Here is a 16914-nt window from a genome sequence, read left to right on the forward strand (position 1 = left end):
CCGCCGCCCGAGGTGGCGTCTGTCTGCTAGGCCGGCGGAGGTTCGTCGTCACCGTCCCTCCGCCGGCGGCGTTCCCGCCTGCGCCCGAGCAGCGCCGCGACGAGCAGCGACCCGGCGGCGGTCGCGCGTCCCCAGCGGCGCAGGGCCACCCGGAGCGCCCGGGCCGGCGGCGGGGGCGGGCCCGGCACCACGACCCGGTCCACGCCCGGGTAGGCCAGCCGGGCGGTCTCGACCGCCTCCTGCTCCGACGTGACGGCCCGGTTGTTGGTGAGGGCCAACTGTCGGGCCTCGTTCCGGTAGCGCCACCGCCACAACTCGCCCTGCGGCCACATCTCGATCCGCTCCCCTGGGCGGTGGCGGACGGGGACCTCGGGTTCGTCCTCGCCGGCCGGGCGCCGCGGCGCGGGGCGGGTCGCCCGGCGCAGGTCGGCCCGGGTGAGTTCCCCGAGGGAGACGGCCTCACCCCGGCGCAGCGCCCGCGCGATGAGGAACGCGAGCACACCGGTCACGATCGGCAGGACCAGCACCAGGACCCGGAACAGCGCCAGCAGGTCGTAGACCGGCACCCGGAGCAGCCGGGCGAGGATGTCGTCGCCCGCGGCCACCACGAGGACCACGTAGAAGGTCAGCGCGCCCACGCCGATGCCGAGCCGGACCGGATGGTTCCGGGGCCGGTCGAGCAGCTGATGCGGGTGGCGGTCGCGGGTGCACCATCGTTCGACGAACGGCCACAGGTAGAGGGCGACGAAGCTCAGCCCGCCGAGCACGACGCCGGGGAAGAACGGGGCCGGCACCAGGTACCCGCCGATGCGGAACTCCCACGGCGGGAACAGGCGCAGCGCCCCGTCGCCCCAGGCGACGTACCAGTCCGGCTGCGCCGGCGAGCTGGACTCGGCCGGCGCGAAGGGACCGTACAGCCAGACCGGGTTGATCTGGACCAGCCCGCCGAGGGCGAACAACACCGCCAGCACCCAGGCGAAGAGGGCGAGCGTGCGCAGGGTGTAACCCGGCCAGAAGCGGGAGCCGACCACATTGTGCTCGGTCCGCCCCGGGCCCGGGAACTGGCTGTGCTTCTGCCGCACCAGGATGCCAAGATGCAGCGAGACGAGGGCGACGAGGATCGCCGGTACGAGCAGCACGTGGGTGATGAACATCCGCGGGATCATCTCGTCGGAGGGGAACTCGCCGCCGAGGGCCAGCGCGGCCAGCCAGGTCCCCACCAGAGGGATGGACTCCACCACCGAGGTGATGATCCGCAGACCCAGCCCGGACAGGAGGTCGTCGGGCATGGAGTAGCCGGTGAAGCCGTTGGCCAGGGCGAGGGCCAGCATGGTCACGCCGATCAGCCAGTTGAGTTCACGCGGCTTCCGGAACGCCCCGGTGAAGAAGATCCGGGACAGGTGCAGCACGATCGCCGCGACGAAGGCCAGGGCCGCCCAGTGGTGGGTCTGCCGGATCAGCAGTCCGGCCCGGACATCCCAGCTCAGCCGCACCGTCGAGGCGTAGGCGGCGGAGGTGGTGGCGCCGTCCAGCGGGGCGTAGGAGCCCTGGTAGACCCGATCGGCGGAGCTGGCGTCGAAGAAGAAAGTGAGATAGACGCCAGTAAGGATCAGCGCGATGAACGAGTAGAGCGCGATCTCCCCGAGCATGAACGACCAGTGATCGGGGAAGATCTTCGCCAGCGCCCGGCGGGTGATCGGGGAGAGCCGGAGCCGGTCGTCCAGCGCGCGGGCCAGCGGACCCATGATCATGGTCGGCTCCAGAATCCGGCGCCGGGCGGCGCGGTGAAGTCGCCGGTGGCCCGCAGGAAGCCGTCCGGGCCGACCTCGATCGGCAGCCCCGGCAGGGGCCGTGCCGCGGGGCCGGCGATCGGCCGGGCGCCGGCCAGCAGGTCGAACGAGGACTGGTGGCAGGGGCAGAGCACGCGGCCGGCGCCCTTGAGGTAGAGCCGCACCGGGCAACCGGCGTGGGTACAGAGCAGCGACCAGACGACCAGGCCGCCCAGGTGCCCGCCAGCGGGATGGCGGATGAAGCGCTCCGGATTGAGGCGGACCGCGAACGCGGGTGCGTCCCCGACGTCGATGCGGCCCTCGGGGAAGACCGCGACCATCGTGTCGGCGGGCACGTCGTCCGGCCGCAACGGTCGTCCCTGGTCGTCGACCAGCCGGACACCCGGCCCCCACGGGGTGTCCTTCAGCGACCGCGTCGGGCGTTGCCGGTCCCAGGGGAGCAGGGAGCGCAGCGGGAACAGCGCGGCGACGCCGAGGGCGGTCAGCGCGAAGCCGAGCGCCGCGAGCAGCCCCCACCGGCGCGTCGGGCTCTCCGGCGCGCGGAACACCGCCGCGGTCATTGCCTGCTCGGCAGGGGGCGGGACGAAGCCCTCGTGCTCCTCGACATAGCCGCCGACCGGCACCAACCGGCGGGACCAGACCGCGAGCCCCACCGCCAGGCCGGCGAAGGCGACCGCCAGGCACACCCCTTCCCACTGGGTTCCGCCATTCAGCCCGTACGTGACCGCGAAGCCGACCGCCCCGGCGGCGCTCACCAGGAACGCGGCGGCGATCCGGCGGCTCGCGGCCCGCTCGCTCTTCGACGGAGTCCGGCGGCTCACTCCCCCGCCCTCCGGCCCAGCCATCGCACAGCGCCCACCAGCAGGGCGAGCACCACCACCCAGCCGACCAGCCCCTCGGCCAGCGGTCCCAGCCGGCCGATCGGGTTGCCGCCCCGGTCCAGTCGCTCGGAGCGCAGCCGCTGCACGTAGCTGGTCAGGTCGTTCACCTGCCGGTCGGTGAGCACCTGGCTGGGGAAGGCCGGCATCAGCCCGGGCCCGACCCGGACCGCCTCGGCCACCTGGGTGGCCGTGGACTCGTACAGCGGCGGAGCGATCCAGCCGTTGGTGAGGACCGCGCCGGAGCCGCCCGCCCCGTGGCAGGGCGCGCAGTTGGCGGCGAAGAGTGCGCGGCCCGAGACCATGTCGCCGGGCGCGACCCGGGGGATCTGCGGGCCCCCACCGCCCAAGCTGGACACGTGGCCGACCAGCGCCGAGATGTCGTCGGCGGAGAAGACCGGTGCCCGGCGGGTGGCCTGCGGCACCTCCTCGGAGAGCGGCATCCGCCCGGTGGAGAGCTGGAAGTCCACCGAGGCCGGTCCGACGCCGATCAGGGATGGCCCCCGCTGCGACCCCTGTCCCTGCGGCCCGTGGCAGCTCGCGCACTGCTCCAGGTAGAGCTGCGTGCCCTGGTCGGCGGCGGGGGTGCTGGCGGTCGGGGTCGGGGTCGGGGCGGGCGCGAGTGCCACCGGCCCCGCGGCCAGCGCCAGGACGGACCCGACCGCGAGGGCCCGGCGGGGGTGCGGGGTGGGCAGCGTCACCGCTCGTGGTCGCCGCATCGGTCAGTCCAGCGTGTAGAGGTACGCGGCGATGTCCTGCGCGTCGATTGCGCTGACGCCCAGCTTCGGCATGGCGGTGCCCGGTTCGACGGCCTGCGGGTCGGTGATCCACCGTTGCAGGTTGTCGGCGTTGTTGGGCAGCTCGCCGGCGATGTAGGAACGGGCGCCGAAGCGGGTCAGCGGCGGGCCGACCAGCCCACCGGCCTGGTCGATGCCGGGAATGGTGTGGCACGAGCCGCAGCCGTACTGGGCGATGAGCTTCGCACCCCGGTCGGGCCGGCCGGCGCGGGACTCGGGCGGCGGTGGGGGCGGCGCCGAGGCGCAGCCGGTCACGGTGACGACCGGCAGCGCCGCCAGCACGGCGCCCAGCATCCAGCGACGACGGCTCATCGCACCATCCCGTCCGTTGCGGCACCGGTCGCCGCCGGCTTCGGGTCCCGGCCCGGTCGGTCGGCAACCAGGCGGTCGGGCCGGTCCCGGTCCAGCCGCAGTAGCCAGGCGAGGAAGACCGCCAGCGTCGCCACCAGCACCGCCACGTCCATCGGCGCCCACATCAGCAGCCCGGCGAGTTGCTGGTCGGCGACCGGGTCCGGGCCGAGGACGCGGGTGGGATAGACCGGCTCGGGGGCGAAGGTGAGGACCGCGCCGAGGGCGGACGCGGGCAGCATGGTGCCGACCAGCAGCAGCAGCGACACCGGAGCGGGCGCCCGGTGGCGCGCCGGGCCAAGCACCGGCGCCCACAGCAGCCAGGCCGCCGCCACCAGGCTCACGTGCTCGGCGGCGTGCAGGACCGGGCGGTCCACCGCGGCGACGTACGGGCCCGGCAGGTGCCAGAACCACAGGACGAGGGTCTGCGCCGCGGCGGCCAGCAGGGCGTACCCGGCCGGGCGGCGCAGCCGGCGTACCGGGGCCGCGGCCCGCCAGCGGGCCAGCACCCGGCGCAGCGGCCGGGGCGCGGCCACGGTCAGCGGCAGCCCGGCCGCGCCCAACGCGAGCAGCGGGCCGGCCACCAGCAGGAGCAGCATGTGCTGGGCCATGTGGCCGGCGAAGGAGGCCTCCGCCAGCCGGTGCACCGGCCCCTGGTCGGCCGCCAGCACCACCAGCAGCCCGCTGCCGAACGCGGCCACCCGCCAGCCCGGCACGACCCGACCGGGGCCGCGGCGCGCCCACAACTCCTGCACGCCCCGGCCGTAGCCGGCGGCGAGCAGGCAGAGCACGACGACGACCAGCATGGTCAGCAGGCCGTCGGCCACGTCGCCCGGGCCGGGCCCGTGGGCCCGGTAGCCGCTCAGCCCTGGCATGGCGGGAACACCAGCACGGCGACGCCGCCGAGCGCGATGATCGTCAGGAACAGTAGGTTCGCCCACACACCCACCACGGCGAGCATCCGGGACCGCTCGAGGGCGCGGTCGTGGGCGCCCGCCGCCCGCGCCTGCCCGGTACGCCTCAGCACCAGGGTGGCGACCAGCAACGATCCCACGGTGGCCACGCCCGGGACGAACACGGCAACGCTGAGGGCCTGCCAGAGCGGTACGCCGGCGATGCGCTCGGACTTGGCGGCGCAGGCGAGTTCGTCCAGGCTCCAGGCGGCGATCAGGTGCACCGCCCAGGCGGCCGCGCCGCCGAGCACGCCGTACCAGAGCAGCAGCCCGCCGGTCAGGCGGGCGTGTGGGCCGGGTCGCGCGGTCATCACAGCCGCGGGGAGAGGTAGATGGTGAACAGGATGGCGACCCACACCGTGTCGACGAAGTGCCAGTAGATCGCGGCGTTGCGGACCCGTTCGTGGCGGTGGGACCCGAAGCTGCCGCCGCGCAGGGAGGCGGCCAGCAGCCACCCGATCATCGCCAACCCGACGCTCACGTGCAGCCCGTGGAACCCGGTGATCACGTAGAACAGCGACCCGTAGACGTTGGTGGTCATGGTGAAGTGCGTCAGGTCCTCGCGGTACTCGATGACCAGCAGGGCCATGAAGGACAGCCCCATCACCAGGGTCGCGGCGAGACCGGCGCGCAGGCGCCAGCGCTGGCCCCGCCGGATGCCGTGTTCCGCCCAGACCACGGGCAGGCTGCTGGGCACCAGCACCCCGGTCATCACCAGCGGGATGAGCAGCTTCGGCTTGTCGATGCCGTCGGGCGGCCAGACGGGGCCGTGCTGGAAGCGGAGGTAGAAGTAGCTGCCGAGCAGGCAGGCGAAGAGGGTGGCCTCGGTGGCCACGAACATCACCATGCCCCACCAGCCGGTCGGCCGGCCGACCGGCTCTTCCGTGGTCAGCGCCTCGACACCGGTGGCCGCGGCCACCACCCCGCCCCGGTCCGTCATGACGCGATCCCGATTTCCTCGTCGGGCCGCCGGGGCGGCCAGAGCCATGCCGCGATCGTCGCCGCCACCGCCAGCACGGCGGCCACCGCGACCGGGTACGCGCCCAGCAGCAGGGCGGTGAAGAAGACCAGCAGCACGCCGGCGAGGACGAGCGGCTTGAACGACGGCTCCGGCATCTGCGCCGCGCGCTCGGGGCGTGCGTCGAGCTCACTGGTGAAGAGGGTGCGCTTGCCCTCGCTGAGGATGCGGTCCTTGGTCGCGCCCGTGGTGGTCGACTCCGCGGTCCGCTCGTCCCAGGTGGGGTGCAGGCTGTGCACCCGGGGGATGACCGGGAAGTTGTACGCCTCGGGCGGTGAGGCGGCCGACCATTCCAGGCTGTCGCCCGCCCACGGGTCCGGCCCGGCCGGCCGGCCCCGCCGGATCGCGTGCACCACGCCGATGAGCACCAGCAGCAGCCCGAGCGCCAGCACGTACGACCCGATGCTGCTGATCAGGTTCCCCACGTCCCAGCCCAGGTCGCTGCGGTAGGTGTAGACGCGCCGGGGCATGCCGAACAGGCCGTAGAGGTGCATGGGGAAGAAGGTGACGTGCATGCCGGTGAAGACCAGCCAGAACGCCCACCGCCCGAGCCCCTCGTGGTACATCCGGCCGGTGATCTTGGGCAGCCAGAAGTAGATGCCGGCGAGTATCGGGAAGAGCGCCCCGCCGAGCAGCACGTAGTGGAAGTGGGCCACCACGAAGTACGAGTCGGTGACCTGCTGGTCGAAGGCGGTCAGCGCGAACATCGCGCCGGTGAAGCCGCCGAGCACGAAGGTCACGATGAACCCGATGACGAACAGCAGCGGGGTCCGCAGCACCAGCCGGCCGAGCATCATGGTGGCCAGCCAGGCGAAGATCTGGATCCCGGACGGGATGGTGATGATGGTGCTGGCCGCGCTGAAGAAGCTGTACGACAGCTGGGGCAGCCCGGTGGCGAACATGTGGTGCACCCAGACCCCGAACGAGACGATGGAGATCGCGACGATCGCCAGCACGATCAGCGGGTAGCCGACGACGCCGCGGCGGGTGAACGCGGGGAGCACGGCGGAGACGATGCCCAGCCCGGGCATCACGATGATGTACACGTCGGGGTGCCCGAAGATCCAGAACAGGTGCTGCCACAGCAGCACGTTCCCGCCGCCGCCCGGATCGAAGAAGTGGGTGTCGAACCGGCGGTCGAGGAAGAGCAGCGCGTTGTCCGTGTTCAGCGCCGGCAGGGCGAAGACCACCATGAAGGCGGTGGCCACGATCGCCCAGACGAACAGCGGCACCCGGTTGAGCGACATCCCCGGCGCGCGCAGCTTGAGCGCGGTGACAATGAAGTTGATCGCGCCCGAGGTGGTGGAGATGCCGAGGAAGAGCAGGCCCAGCGCGTACACGTCCATGTGCAGGCCGGGGTTGTGCTGATCCTGGTTGAGCGGCGCGTAGGCGAACCAGCCGTTGTTCGGCGCCGCCCCGAACGGCAGGCTCGCCCACATGAACAGCCCGGCGAAGAGGAACACCCAGTAGCCGAAGGCGTTCAACCTGGGGAACGCCATGTCCCGCGAGCCGATCATCAGCGGGACGAGAAAGTTGCCGAAGCCGAACAGCATCGGCGTGGCGAACAGGAAGATCATCGCCGTGCCGTGCATGGTGAACAGCTGGTTGTACTCCTGCGGCGACAGCACGCCGGACTCGGGCCGGGCGAGCTGGGTGCGCATCACCAGGGCGCTGAGCCCGGCGAGGACGAAGAAGAACGCGGCGGTGACCAGGTACCGTCGGCCGATCTTCTTGTGGTCCACCGTGGTGAACCAGGCGCGCAGCGAGCGGGGCTCGTCCCAGTGCTCAGCCAGCCGGGCCAGGTCGTCGCGGCCGATGCCGGGTGGTGTGCTGGTGGTCGTGGACATGGCTGCCCCTACTCCAGCGACCGAAGATAGGCGATGAGGTCGGGCAGGCGGGCGGCGTCGACCGGTTGCGGAGGCATGGCGTTGCCGGGCTTGACGGTCTGCGAGTTGGCGATCCAGCCGCCGAGGTGGCCGGCGTCGTTGGGTACGGCGCCGGCGCCGATGCTCCACCGCGATCCCACGTTCGACAGGTCGGGCCCGACCCGCCCCTGCGCGCCGGTGCCCCGGATCGAGTGGCAGGCGGCGCAGGTGCCCTGCACGAACGTCTGCTGGCCGCGCCGTTCGGCATCCGTCTGCGGCGCCCGGGCCGGGGCGTCGAGCCGGTCCAGGAAGGCGTCGAAGTCGGCGCGGGGTTGCGCCACCACCAGGAACGCCATGTGGGCGTGCTGGGTGCCGCAGTACTCGGCGCACTGGCCGCGGTAGCTGCCGGCCTGCCGCGCCTCCAGCCAGGTCTCGCGGGTCTCGCCGGAGATCAGGTCGGTCTTCGGCATCAGCTGCGGCACCCAGAAGCTGTGCAGCACGTCGTTGGTGCGCAGGCGTACCTTGACCCGCTCCCCCACCGGGATGTGGATCTCGTTGGCGGTGGCGCCGGATCGGCCCGCGTAGCGCACCTCCCACCACCACTGGTGGCCGATCACCTCCACGGTCAGCGCGTCCCGGCCCGGTCCGGCGCCGAGCGCGGCGAGGTCCCGCAGGCCGACGCCGTACACGGCCACGAGAATGATGAACGGCAGTCCGGCCCCGGCGACCGTCACGAAGCGCACCGGCTGGCCGTGGCGCACCCGGGCGCCGCCCCGCCGGAACACCAACGCCCACGCGAGCAGCGCCATGACCTCGGCGAACACCGCCACGGAGATCCAGAACAGCAGCCACCAGAGGCCGTTGACCCGGGCCGCTCCGGCCCCCTGCGGGTTCAACGCTGACGGTGACTCGCCGGAGCAGCCGGCGAGCAGCAGCAGGACGGACAGCAGCGGCAGCACCGGCCGGAATCGGCGCTGCCGCCGGGCCGGGCGCGAGCTGGTCTGCGCTGTCGTCTCCACCGGCAAGGACCTTAGTCCGGACCAGGCGCTTTCATACCTTTTATTCCGAACAGGGAAATATAGGCCAGTAGGCGTCTTATGGTGGGCTCCATCCCCACCTTCGGTCAAGCGCCCCGGGACGCGGACAGGGAGATCATGCAAGCCTCCACGGTGGACCTCGTCGCGGACACGGCCAGAGCGGCCGCCGCACGCCGGACGATGGCCTGGATCGCCGGCGGCCTCGCCGCGGCGGCCGCCGCGGCCGGCGCCTGGCTAGCGCCCCCCGACGAACTGCAGGGCGACGCGCAGCGGCTGATGTACCTGCACGTCCCCGCCGCCTGGGTGGCGTACGCCGCGTTCACCGTCGTGCTCGCGGCCAGCGGGGCGTACCTCATCGGCGGTGATCTGCGGTGGGACCGGTTCGCCCGGGCGGCGGCGGAGCTCGGCGTGGTGCTCACCGCCGCCGCCATCGCCACCGGGTCGGTCTGGGGGCACCTGGTCTGGGGCACCTGGTGGGCCTGGGATCCACGGCTGGTCAGCACGGCCCTGCTGCTGCTCGCCTACGCCGGCTACCTGGCCCTGCGCCGGGCACTGGCGGAGCGGACGGGGGCGCGCGACGGCGGCGACCGCCGGGTGGCGAAGCCCGCCGCGGTGGTCGGGGTGGCCGGCTTCCTCCTCGTGCCCGTGGTGCACTTCTCGGTGGTCTGGTGGCGCTCGCTGCATCAGCAGGCGACCATGCTGGCCCCGCACCGACCCCCGATCGACCCCCGGATGGCCACCGCGCTGCTGATCGCGGTGGCCGCCGCCACCCTCGCCGCGTTCTGCGTGCTGCTGCACCGGGTGGTCCGCCTGGAGCGGCGCCTGGCGCCCGAGCCCACCCCCGCCGCCGAACGCACGCGGGTCGGAGTCGGATGATGCGTCGCCGCGCGGGCCGGATCACCCTCCTCGCGGTGCTGCTCGTCGCCGGCGGGCTGCTGGTCACCAGCGCGCTCCGCGACACCGTCACCTACTACCGGACCCCGGGCGAGGTGCTCGACGAACCGGACCTCGCCCGGCACCGGGTCCGCCTCGGCGGCGACGTGGTGCCCGGATCGCTGCGCAACGACGGCGACCTGGTCCTGTTCCGCCTCGCGGCCGGGGGTCGGGAGATCGCCGTCGAGCAGCGCGGCGCGCCTCCCGAGACGTTCCGGGAGGGCACGGGGGCGGTCGTCGAGGGCACCCTGTCACCGGACGGCGTGTTCCGCTCGGACCACGTGGTGGTCCGGCACGGCAACGAGTACCGGCCGTCATCCCCACCCGTGGGTCCGGTCGATGCTCGGTGACCTCGGCACCGCCAGCCTCGCCGCCGGGCTGGCCAGCGCGACCCTGACCGCCCTGCTCTGGCTGCGGGTGGCCCTGTTCGACGCGCCCGCGCGCATCGCCCGGCTCGGCACCGCCGCCACCCTGGCCGCCGCCGCGGTGGCCTGCGCCCTGCTGGAGGCGGCGCTGCTGCGGCACGACTTCAGTGTGCGGTTCGTGGCCGAGAACGGCGGCCGGCACGTCCCGCTCTACTACACGCTGACCAGCCTCTGGTCCGCCCTGGACGGCTCGCTGCTGCTGTGGCTGCTCGTCCTCGGCGGGTACGCGGCGCTGCTGGCCCGGCGCGCGTACCCGGCCCGGCTGCACGCGTACGCGATGGTCGTCGTCAGCGTGGTCATGCTGTTCTTCTTCGCGCTGTCCAGCTTCGCCGCGAACCCGTTCCGCCCGGTGAGCCCGGTGCCGACCGACGGCCCCGGGCCGAACCCACTGCTGCAGCAGCACCCGGCCATGGGCGTGCACCCGCCACTGCTCTACGCCGGCTACCTCGGGCTGGTCGTACCCTTCGCGTTCGCGCTGGCGGCGCCGCTGGCCGGGCGGGACGGAGCGGGCTGGGTGCGGCTGGCCCGCCCGTGGGCGCTGGCCGCCTGGGCCGCGCTCACCGGCGGCATCGGCCTGGGCGCCTGGTGGTCGTACGCGGTGCTGGGCTGGGGCGGCTACTGGGCGTGGGACCCGGTGGAGAACGCCTCCCTGCTGCCCTGGCTGACCGCCACCGCGTTCCTGCACACCACCCTGGTACGCGGCCGGGTCGCCTGGCACAGCGCGCTCGCCTGCGCCAGCTTCCTGCTGGTGCTGCTGGGCACCTTCCTCACCCGGTCCGGGGCGGTGGCCAGCGTGCACGCCTTCACCGACTCGCCGCTGGGTCCGATGCTGCTCGGCTTCGTGCTGCTGGCCGTGGCGGTGTCGACCGTCCTGACCGGCCGCCGGGACCCCGAACCGGCCCGCGCCGGACGGCCGCGGGCGCTCTCCCGCCCCACCCTCGTGCTGGTCAACGGCGTACTCCTGGTGGCCATCGCAGCGGTGGTGCTGATCGGCACGATCCTGCCGCTGCTGTCGGCCCCGTTGAACGGGACCCGCGCCTCGGTGGGACCCGGCTACTACCAGCGGACCGCGGTGCCCCTGGCGGTCGTGGTGCTGCTGGTGATGGGCGTGGCGCCCGCGCTGCGGGTCCGCGACCGGTCGGCGGCGCTGCGGCGGCTCGCCGTTCCCGCCGGCGCCGGCCTGGGCACGGTGGCCCTGGTCGGCCTGCTCAGCCGGCCCGGCCCGGCCGCGCTCACCGCGTTCGGCGCGGCGGCGTTCGTCCTCACCGGACTGGCCGGGGATGCGCTGCACCTGCGGACCGGCCCACGACGACGGCCCGGCCGGCTCGCCGGACTGGTCGCGCACGCCGGGCTCGCCCTGGTCGCGGTGGGCGTCGCCGGATCGTCGGCGTACGGGCGGGATGACGAACGCACGCTGCGGGTCGGCGAGACCCTGCGGGTGGGCGACGTCTCGGTCCGCCTGGTCGGCGTGGACCGCACCGGCGGCAGCGGCAGCATGGCGGTACGGGCCCGGCTGGCGCTCACCACGTCCGGGCGCGCCGGCCCGACGATCACCCCGGCGCTGCGCTACCACCCCGCCCGGGACACCGCCGTGACCGTGCCGGCGATCGGCACCGGCCCGCTGCGCGACACGTACGTGACGCTGATCGCCGTCGGCGAGGACAGCGGCAGCGCCACGGTGCGGCTCGCGGTGAACCCGCTCGTCGGTCTCCTCTGGGCCGGCGGGGCGCTCACCGCCGCCGGCGGGTTGCTCGCTGCCGCCCGCTCCGCGCGACGGCCGCGCGGCCGCGCCGACCGGCTGCCGCCGACAGCGGCCGGTACCGGAGCCGGGCGCTCGGCCAGCCGCGCCGACCGGCCCGCCCCGAAAGCGGTCGGCTCCGGAGCCTCGACATGAGGCGCCCGACCCTGCGCCGCCCCGGCTGGCTGCGCGCCTGGCCCGCGACGGTCCTCGCGCTCACCCTCGCCGTCGGCGCCCTGGTCGCGGTCGGCCTGCGCGCCCCCGCCGCGTCGGAACCCGGCGGCACGCCGTCCGTGGCGGGCGCTCCCGCCCCCGCGCTGTCCGGCACCACCCTGGACGGTGGCCGCTTCGCGCTCGCCGAGGCCCGGGGCCAGGTGGTGCTGGTCAACGTGTTCGCCTCCTGGTGCGGCCCGTGCCGGGACGAGCTGCCGCTGCTGGTCGACACCGAGCGCAGCTGGTCCCCGCGCGGGCTCCGGGTGGTGGGGCTGAACATCCGCGACGGCGTCGACGCGGTCCGGGCGCTGCTCGACGAGACCGGCGCGACGGGGCTGACCGTGGTGCCGGACCCGGACGGCACCCGGGCGGTCGAGTGGGGCGTGCGGGGCGTGCCGGAGACCTTCGTGGTGGACCGGGACGGCCGGCTCGTCGACCGGCGGCAGGGCGTGGTGACCCGGCAGTGGCTGGAGCAGCGGATCGCGCCGCTGCTGGCCGGATGAGGTGGCGCCGCGTCCTGGTGGCGCTCATGCTCGTCGCGCTAGCCGCCGCGGCCGGCGCCGGACTGGCCCGGTCGGCGGGCGACCGTGGCCGCCCGGACCCGGTCCGCGCGGTGGCCGCCGAGCTGCGCTGCCCGGCCTGCCAGGGCGAGTCGGTGGCGGACTCCCGGTCACCGATCGCGGTGGCGATGCGGCAGGTGGTGGCGGACCAACTCGCCCAGGGGCGGGACCGCGACGAGATCCGGCGCTGGTTCGTGCAGCGGTACGGGGCGGACGTGCTGACCGATCCGCCCGACCGCGGGGTCCGGCTGCTGCTGTGGGGCGTACCCGCGCTGGCCCTGCTGGCCGGCGCCTACGCGGCCGTGCGGACGCTGCGCCCCCGCGCTGGCCGGGCCCGCCCCGCCGCGCCCCGGACGCCGGGCGCGCGGGCTACGCGGCGGGCGTGGCGGGTCGCGTCGGTGGGCGTGGTGGGGCTGGTGGCGTCCGTCGCGGTCGTCACCTACCGGCTCGACCCGCCCGCTCGGCCGGCACCGGCCGACCCGGTCGCGGTCGCCCTCCAGCTCGCCCACGACCTGGAGACGCAGGACCGGTACGACGCCGCGGCGCAGATGTACCAGGAGGCGTTGCGCGAGCGACCCGATGACGCCGTCCGGCTGCGGCTCGCGTTCGCACTGCTCCGCTCCGGCGACAGCGACGGCGCGCAACGCACCGCCCGGGAGGTGCTGGGCCGCGAGCCGAACTCCCCCGACGGCCTGCTCGTGCTGGGGCTGGCGCAGCGGACCAGCCAACCCGTCGAGGCCGAGCGGAGCCTGCGGCGCTTCCTGGCCGTCGCGCCGGCGCACCCGGCCGCCGCGGAGATCAGGCGGCTCCTCTCCCCGGACCCGGCGCCCAACGGACGCTGAGTGGGGCGGCCGCCACCCGGTGCCGGCCGCCGGCACTGGTGGGATCAGTCGACCTCGACCCAGTCAAGGGTGCGCTGGACCGCCTTCTTCCACCGGGCGTAGCCGTCCTCGCGCTGCTCCGGCGACCAGGTCGGCTGCCAGCGCCTGCTCTCGTTCCAGTTCTCCCGCAGCTCGTCGGTGTTCTTCCAGAACCCGACAGCGAGGCCGGCGGCGTACGCGGCGCCGAGCGCGGTGGTCTCGGCGACCACCGGGCGGCTCACCGGCACGCCGAGGATGTCGGCCTGCAACTGCATGCACAGGTCGTTGACGGTGACCCCGCCGTCGACCTTGAGGCACTCCAGGTGCACCCCGGAGTCCTGCGCCATGGCCTCCGCCACGTCCCGGCTCTGGTAGCAGATGGACTCGAGGGTGGCGCGGGCGATGTGGGCGTCGGTGTTGTAGCGGGAGAGGCCGACGATGGCGCCGCGGGCGTCGGAGCGCCAGTACGGGGCGAACAGGCCGGAGAAGGCGGGCACGAAGTAGACGCCGCCGTTGTCCGCGACCTGGCTGGCCAGGAGCTCGCTCTGCGCCGCACTGCTGATGATCTTGAGTTGGTCGCGGAGCCACTGCACGGCGGAGCCGGTGACCGCGATGGACCCTTCGAGCGCGTACACCGGCGCCTCGTCGCCGAACTGGTAGCACACGGTGGTGAGCAGCCCGGCGTTCGACCGGACGATCTCCCGGCCGGAGTTGAGCAGCATGAAGTTGCCGGTGCCGTAGGTGTTCTTCGCCTCGCCCGGGGCGAAGCAGACCTGCCCGACCGTGGCGGCCTGCTGGTCGCCGAGGTCGCCGGTGAGCGGGACCGGGCCGGTGAACGGACCGTGCCGCCCCGTGCTGCCGTACGAGCGCGGGTCCGACGAGGGCCGGATCTGCGGCAGCATGGCGCGCGGGATGTCGAAGAAGGACAGCAGCTCGTCGTCCCAGTCCAGCGTCTCCAGGTTCATCAGCATGGTGCGGCTGGCGTTGGTGGGATCGGTGACGTGCACGCCGCCCTCGACCCCGCCGGTGAGGTTCCACAGCAGCCAGGTGTCGGTGTTGCCGAAGACGGCCTCGCCCCGCTCGGCGGCCTCGCGGACCCCGTCCACGTTCTCGAGGATCCACTGGATCTTTCCAGCCGAGAAGTACGTCGCCGGCGGTAGGCCGGCCTTGCGCCGGATGACGTCGCCCTTGCCCTCGCGTTCCAGCGCCGCGGCGATGCGGTCGGTCCGGGTGTCCTGCCAGACGATGGCGTTGTAGTAGGGCCGGCCGGTGCGGCGGTTCCACACCACGGTGGTCTCGCGCTGGTTGGTGATGCCGAGCGCGGCCAGGTCGGCGGCGGTCAGGCCGCGGGCGTTCATCGCGGTCTGGACGACCGTCTGGGTCCGCTCCCAGATCTCCAGCGGGTTGTGCTCGACCCAGCCGGCCCGGGGCAGGATCTGCTGGTGTTCGAGCTGGTGGCGGCCGACCTCGTTGCCGCCGTGGTCGAAGATCATGAAGCGGGTGCTGGTGGTGCCCTGGTCTACCGCACCGACGAAGTCAGGCATCCGGGGTTCTCCTTGTCATGGTCGCCGCGGTGGTTGCGTGCCGGCGGTGTCGGACACGGCCACACTCCGCCTCCGCCGGAACGGTCTCGGTCTTCAGCGTGCCCGGCGGCTCCGGCCCGTCCTCGCTCGGCAGGAAGCCCCTTGACGGCAGTCAGGAGATTGTGGGCACCGCACCGCGGCAATCTCAACCAGGGACGCCTCCGGGCGTTCGGGCGGCAACAGACTGTTCCGTCCCGTTCGTCCGCCCGCAGCCACCGGCCGCCGCCCGGTGATTCGCGATGGCCGCCTCGCATGGCTGCTACCGCAACGGGTACCGCCCGCCCATGGGACGCTACGACGACGAGATCGTCGGCCTGGCGGCGCCGCTGGCCGACCCGGGAGACCTGGACGCGCTGCTGGACCGGGTGGGCGACGCCCGCGTGGTGATGCTGGGCGAGGCGAGTCACGGCACGCACGACTTCTACACCTGGCGCGGGTGGATCACCCGGCGGCTGATCGAGGAGAAGGGCTTCTCGTTCGTGGCTGTCGAGGGCGACTGGCCCGACTGCGACCGGGTGGACCGCAGCGTACGATGCCTGCCCGACGCGCCCGCGGATCCCCGGGACGCGTTGGCCACCTTCGAGCGCTGGCCGACGTGGATGTGGGCCAACGAGGAGATCGTCGACTTCACCCGCTGGCTGCGGGTGCACAACAGCCGGGTGGACGAGCCCGCCCGCGCGGGCTTCCACGGCCTGGACGTCTACTCGTTGTGGGAGTCGCTGCGCGAGATCCTCGTCTACCTGCGCGAGCACGACCCGGAGCAGGTGCCGGCGGCGCTGGCCGCCTACCGCTGCTTCCAGCCGTACGAGGAGGACGCGCAGCAGTACGCGCTGGCCACCCGGCTGGTGCCGACCAACTGCGAGAACGAGGTCGTCGACCTGCTCGTCGGGCTGCGCGAGCGGGCCGCCGCCGACGGCTCGGGCCGCTTCGGAGCCTGGCAGAACGCCGAGATCGTGGCCGGGGCCGAGCGCTACTACCGGACCATGGCACGCGGCGGCCGGGAGTCGTGGAACGTCCGCGACCGGCACATGGACGACACCCTCGACCGGCTCCTGCGGCACTACGGGCCGACGGCCAAGGGGGTCGTCTGGGCGCACAACACCCACGTCGGGGACGCCCGCGCGACCGACATGACCGACGCGGGCGAGGTCAACATCGGCCAACTCGCCCGGGAGCGGTACGGCGCCGACCAGGTCGTGCTGGTCGGTTTCGGCACCCACCACGGCACCGTGGTCGCGGGCGACGCCTGGGGCGCGCCGATGGAGGTGATGCCGGTGCCGCCCGGCCGCCGGCACTCGCTGGAGGAGGTCCTGCACGGCGCCGCACCGGCGCAGGCCCTGTTCGTGTTCCCCGGCGACGAGCCACTGGACCTGCTCACCGACCAACTCGACCACCGGGCGATAGGCGTCGTCTACCACCCGGAACGGGAGAGCTTGGGCAACTACGTCCCCACCGTGCTCGGCGACCGGTACGACGCCTTCTGCTGGATCGACGAGTCGCAGGCGGTCCGGCCGCTGCGGGTACGGCCCACCGCCCTCGCCGAGGCCGAGACGTACCCCTCGGGCGTCTGATCCCGGGACGGGTCGACCGTTTGGGCCTGGGGGCTGCGGGAACGCAGATCTCTCCAACCGGAGTCGCTTCAGGCTCTTGAGCACACGGGAGGCTGACATGGCCGATCGCGAGAAGCTTCACGACCTGCGCCAGCAGGCCCACAACGCTGGCATCGAAGGCAACTCCAAGATGACCGAGGGCCAGCTGCGGCAGGCGCTCAACAAGGTCAGCAAGGGTGCCAATCCGCAGGATGCCAAGCGCCAGGCCAAGAGCTGACACCAGCTCGTTCGCGGCGGTGCCGGGCCACGATGCCCGGCACCGCCGGGCCGGCTTTTGGCAGGCGCGGGGGGCCCCGTGGTCGCTGG

Annotated in this window: 17 protein-coding genes; 7 read left to right on the forward strand and 10 right to left on the reverse strand. The window is 73.8% G+C overall.

Features of this window, described 5'->3' with window-relative positions; all coding sequences use genetic code 11:
- Nucleotides 1–26: 26 nt before the first annotated feature.
- From FXF52_RS32820 to coxB, 9 genes are read right to left on the reverse strand one after another with little or no spacing between them, the layout of a single operon-like run.
- Nucleotides 27–1751, reverse strand: a complete 1725-nt coding sequence (locus FXF52_RS32820; RefSeq protein ID WP_222870804.1) for a cytochrome bc complex cytochrome b subunit — start codon at nucleotides 1749–1751, stop codon at nucleotides 27–29.
- On the reverse strand, nucleotides 1748–2611 hold the full coding sequence (locus tag FXF52_RS32825; RefSeq protein ID WP_187413856.1) for a ubiquinol-cytochrome c reductase iron-sulfur subunit: 864 nt from the start codon (nucleotides 2609–2611) through the stop codon (nucleotides 1748–1750). Before FXF52_RS32825 ends, FXF52_RS32820 begins: the two co-directional genes overlap by 4 nt.
- Complete coding sequence (locus FXF52_RS32830; RefSeq protein ID WP_148802947.1) at nucleotides 2608–3387, reverse strand: c-type cytochrome; 780 nt, start codon at nucleotides 3385–3387, stop codon at nucleotides 2608–2610. The genes FXF52_RS32825 and FXF52_RS32830 overlap by 4 nt, the downstream gene beginning before the upstream one ends.
- Before the next feature lie 3 nt (nucleotides 3388–3390).
- Nucleotides 3391–3777: a cytochrome c family protein gene (locus tag FXF52_RS32835; RefSeq protein ID WP_222870805.1), complete on the reverse strand. Its 387-nt coding sequence runs from the start codon at nucleotides 3775–3777 to the stop codon at nucleotides 3391–3393.
- Nucleotides 3774–4688 (reverse strand): cytochrome c oxidase assembly protein, encoded by a 915-nt coding sequence (locus tag FXF52_RS32840; RefSeq protein WP_148802949.1) that lies wholly within the window; start codon nucleotides 4686–4688, stop codon nucleotides 3774–3776. The genes FXF52_RS32835 and FXF52_RS32840 overlap by 4 nt, the downstream gene beginning before the upstream one ends.
- Complete coding sequence (locus FXF52_RS32845) at nucleotides 4676–5077, reverse strand: hypothetical protein (RefSeq protein ID WP_148802951.1); 402 nt, start codon at nucleotides 5075–5077, stop codon at nucleotides 4676–4678. The genes FXF52_RS32840 and FXF52_RS32845 overlap by 13 nt, the downstream gene beginning before the upstream one ends.
- Nucleotides 5077–5706, reverse strand: a complete 630-nt coding sequence (locus FXF52_RS32850; RefSeq protein WP_187413857.1) for a heme-copper oxidase subunit III — start codon at nucleotides 5704–5706, stop codon at nucleotides 5077–5079. Before FXF52_RS32850 ends, FXF52_RS32845 begins: the two co-directional genes overlap by 1 nt.
- On the reverse strand, nucleotides 5703–7631 hold the full coding sequence (ctaD, locus tag FXF52_RS32855) for a cytochrome c oxidase subunit I (RefSeq protein ID WP_148802955.1): 1929 nt from the start codon (nucleotides 7629–7631) through the stop codon (nucleotides 5703–5705). Before ctaD ends, FXF52_RS32850 begins: the two co-directional genes overlap by 4 nt.
- Nucleotides 7632–7639: 8 nt before the next feature.
- Nucleotides 7640–8668 carry a cytochrome c oxidase subunit II gene (coxB, locus tag FXF52_RS32860; RefSeq protein WP_187413858.1) on the reverse strand — a complete coding sequence of 343 codons (1029 nt, stop codon included), beginning with the start codon at nucleotides 8666–8668 and terminating at the stop codon, nucleotides 7640–7642.
- 135 nt (nucleotides 8669–8803) lie between these two features.
- Here coxB and ccsA point away from each other — a divergent pair, with 135 nt between their 5' ends.
- Genes ccsA through FXF52_RS32885 form a run of 5 tightly spaced genes read left to right on the forward strand, consistent with a single transcriptional unit; the run spans nucleotide 8804 to nucleotide 13397 of the window.
- Nucleotides 8804–9562, forward strand: a complete 759-nt coding sequence (gene ccsA, locus FXF52_RS32865) for a cytochrome c biogenesis protein CcsA (protein ID WP_222870806.1) — start codon at nucleotides 8804–8806, stop codon at nucleotides 9560–9562.
- Entirely contained in the window at nucleotides 9562–9969 is a 408-nt protein-coding gene (locus tag FXF52_RS32870; protein WP_222870807.1) for a cytochrome c maturation protein CcmE, read from the forward strand. Before ccsA ends, FXF52_RS32870 begins: the two co-directional genes overlap by 1 nt.
- On the forward strand, nucleotides 9959–11938 hold the full coding sequence (locus FXF52_RS32875; protein ID WP_148802961.1) for a cytochrome c-type biogenesis CcmF C-terminal domain-containing protein: 1980 nt from the start codon (nucleotides 9959–9961) through the stop codon (nucleotides 11936–11938). The genes FXF52_RS32870 and FXF52_RS32875 overlap by 11 nt, the downstream gene beginning before the upstream one ends.
- Nucleotides 11935–12498, forward strand: coding sequence for a TlpA disulfide reductase family protein (locus tag FXF52_RS32880; protein WP_148802963.1), 564 nt, complete (start codon nucleotides 11935–11937; stop codon nucleotides 12496–12498). Before FXF52_RS32875 ends, FXF52_RS32880 begins: the two co-directional genes overlap by 4 nt.
- A gap of 26 nt (nucleotides 12499–12524) precedes the next feature.
- Nucleotides 12525–13397: a cytochrome c-type biogenesis protein CcmH gene (locus FXF52_RS32885; protein WP_187413859.1), complete on the forward strand. Its 873-nt coding sequence runs from the start codon at nucleotides 12525–12527 to the stop codon at nucleotides 13395–13397.
- A gap of 44 nt (nucleotides 13398–13441) precedes the next feature.
- On the opposite strand, the gene glpK is transcribed toward FXF52_RS32885, so the two are convergent.
- Nucleotides 13442–14959 (reverse strand): glycerol kinase GlpK, encoded by a 1518-nt coding sequence (gene glpK / locus FXF52_RS32890; RefSeq protein WP_148802968.1) that lies wholly within the window; start codon nucleotides 14957–14959, stop codon nucleotides 13442–13444.
- A 323-nt stretch (nucleotides 14960–15282) separates the two neighbouring features.
- On the opposite strand from glpK, the gene FXF52_RS32895 reads away from it, so the two are divergent.
- On the forward strand, nucleotides 15283–16569 hold the full coding sequence (locus FXF52_RS32895; protein ID WP_148802970.1) for an erythromycin esterase family protein: 1287 nt from the start codon (nucleotides 15283–15285) through the stop codon (nucleotides 16567–16569).
- A gap of 97 nt (nucleotides 16570–16666) precedes the next feature.
- Complete coding sequence (locus FXF52_RS42030; RefSeq protein WP_187413860.1) at nucleotides 16667–16825, forward strand: hypothetical protein; 159 nt, start codon at nucleotides 16667–16669, stop codon at nucleotides 16823–16825.
- The last annotated feature ends 89 nt before the right edge of the window (nucleotides 16826–16914 follow it).

Origin of the sequence: Micromonospora sp. MP36 (assembly GCF_008119785.1) — a bacterium.
GTDB lineage: Bacteria > Actinomycetota > Actinomycetes > Mycobacteriales > Micromonosporaceae > Micromonospora.

Coding starts and splice junctions, on each gene's coding strand:
- FXF52_RS32820 (WP_222870804.1), bottom strand. CDS start 1,751: ATGATCATGGGTCCGCTGGCCCGCGCGCTGGACGACCGGCTCCGGCTC.
- FXF52_RS32830 (WP_148802947.1), bottom strand. CDS start 3,387: ATGCGGCGACCACGAGCGGTGACGCTGCCCACCCCGCACCCCCGCCGG.
- FXF52_RS32835 (WP_222870805.1), bottom strand. CDS start 3,777: ATGAGCCGTCGTCGCTGGATGCTGGGCGCCGTGCTGGCGGCGCTGCCG.
- FXF52_RS32840 (WP_148802949.1), bottom strand. CDS start 4,688: ATGCCAGGGCTGAGCGGCTACCGGGCCCACGGGCCCGGCCCGGGCGAC.
- FXF52_RS32845 (WP_148802951.1), bottom strand. CDS start 5,077: ATGACCGCGCGACCCGGCCCACACGCCCGCCTGACCGGCGGGCTGCTG.
- FXF52_RS32850 (WP_187413857.1), bottom strand. CDS start 5,706: ATGACGGACCGGGGCGGGGTGGTGGCCGCGGCCACCGGTGTCGAGGCG.
- ctaD (WP_148802955.1), bottom strand. CDS start 7,631: ATGTCCACGACCACCAGCACACCACCCGGCATCGGCCGCGACGACCTG.
- ccsA (WP_222870806.1), top strand. CDS start 8,804: ATGCAAGCCTCCACGGTGGACCTCGTCGCGGACACGGCCAGAGCGGCC.
- FXF52_RS32870 (WP_222870807.1), top strand. CDS start 9,562: ATGCGTCGCCGCGCGGGCCGGATCACCCTCCTCGCGGTGCTGCTCGTC.
- FXF52_RS32875 (WP_148802961.1), top strand. CDS start 9,959: ATGCTCGGTGACCTCGGCACCGCCAGCCTCGCCGCCGGGCTGGCCAGC.
- FXF52_RS32880 (WP_148802963.1), top strand. CDS start 11,935: ATGAGGCGCCCGACCCTGCGCCGCCCCGGCTGGCTGCGCGCCTGGCCC.
- FXF52_RS32885 (WP_187413859.1), top strand. CDS start 12,525: ATGCTCGTCGCGCTAGCCGCCGCGGCCGGCGCCGGACTGGCCCGGTCG.
- glpK (WP_148802968.1), bottom strand. CDS start 14,959: ATGCCTGACTTCGTCGGTGCGGTAGACCAGGGCACCACCAGCACCCGC.
- FXF52_RS32895 (WP_148802970.1), top strand. CDS start 15,283: ATGGGACGCTACGACGACGAGATCGTCGGCCTGGCGGCGCCGCTGGCC.
- FXF52_RS42030 (WP_187413860.1), top strand. CDS start 16,667: ATGGCCGATCGCGAGAAGCTTCACGACCTGCGCCAGCAGGCCCACAAC.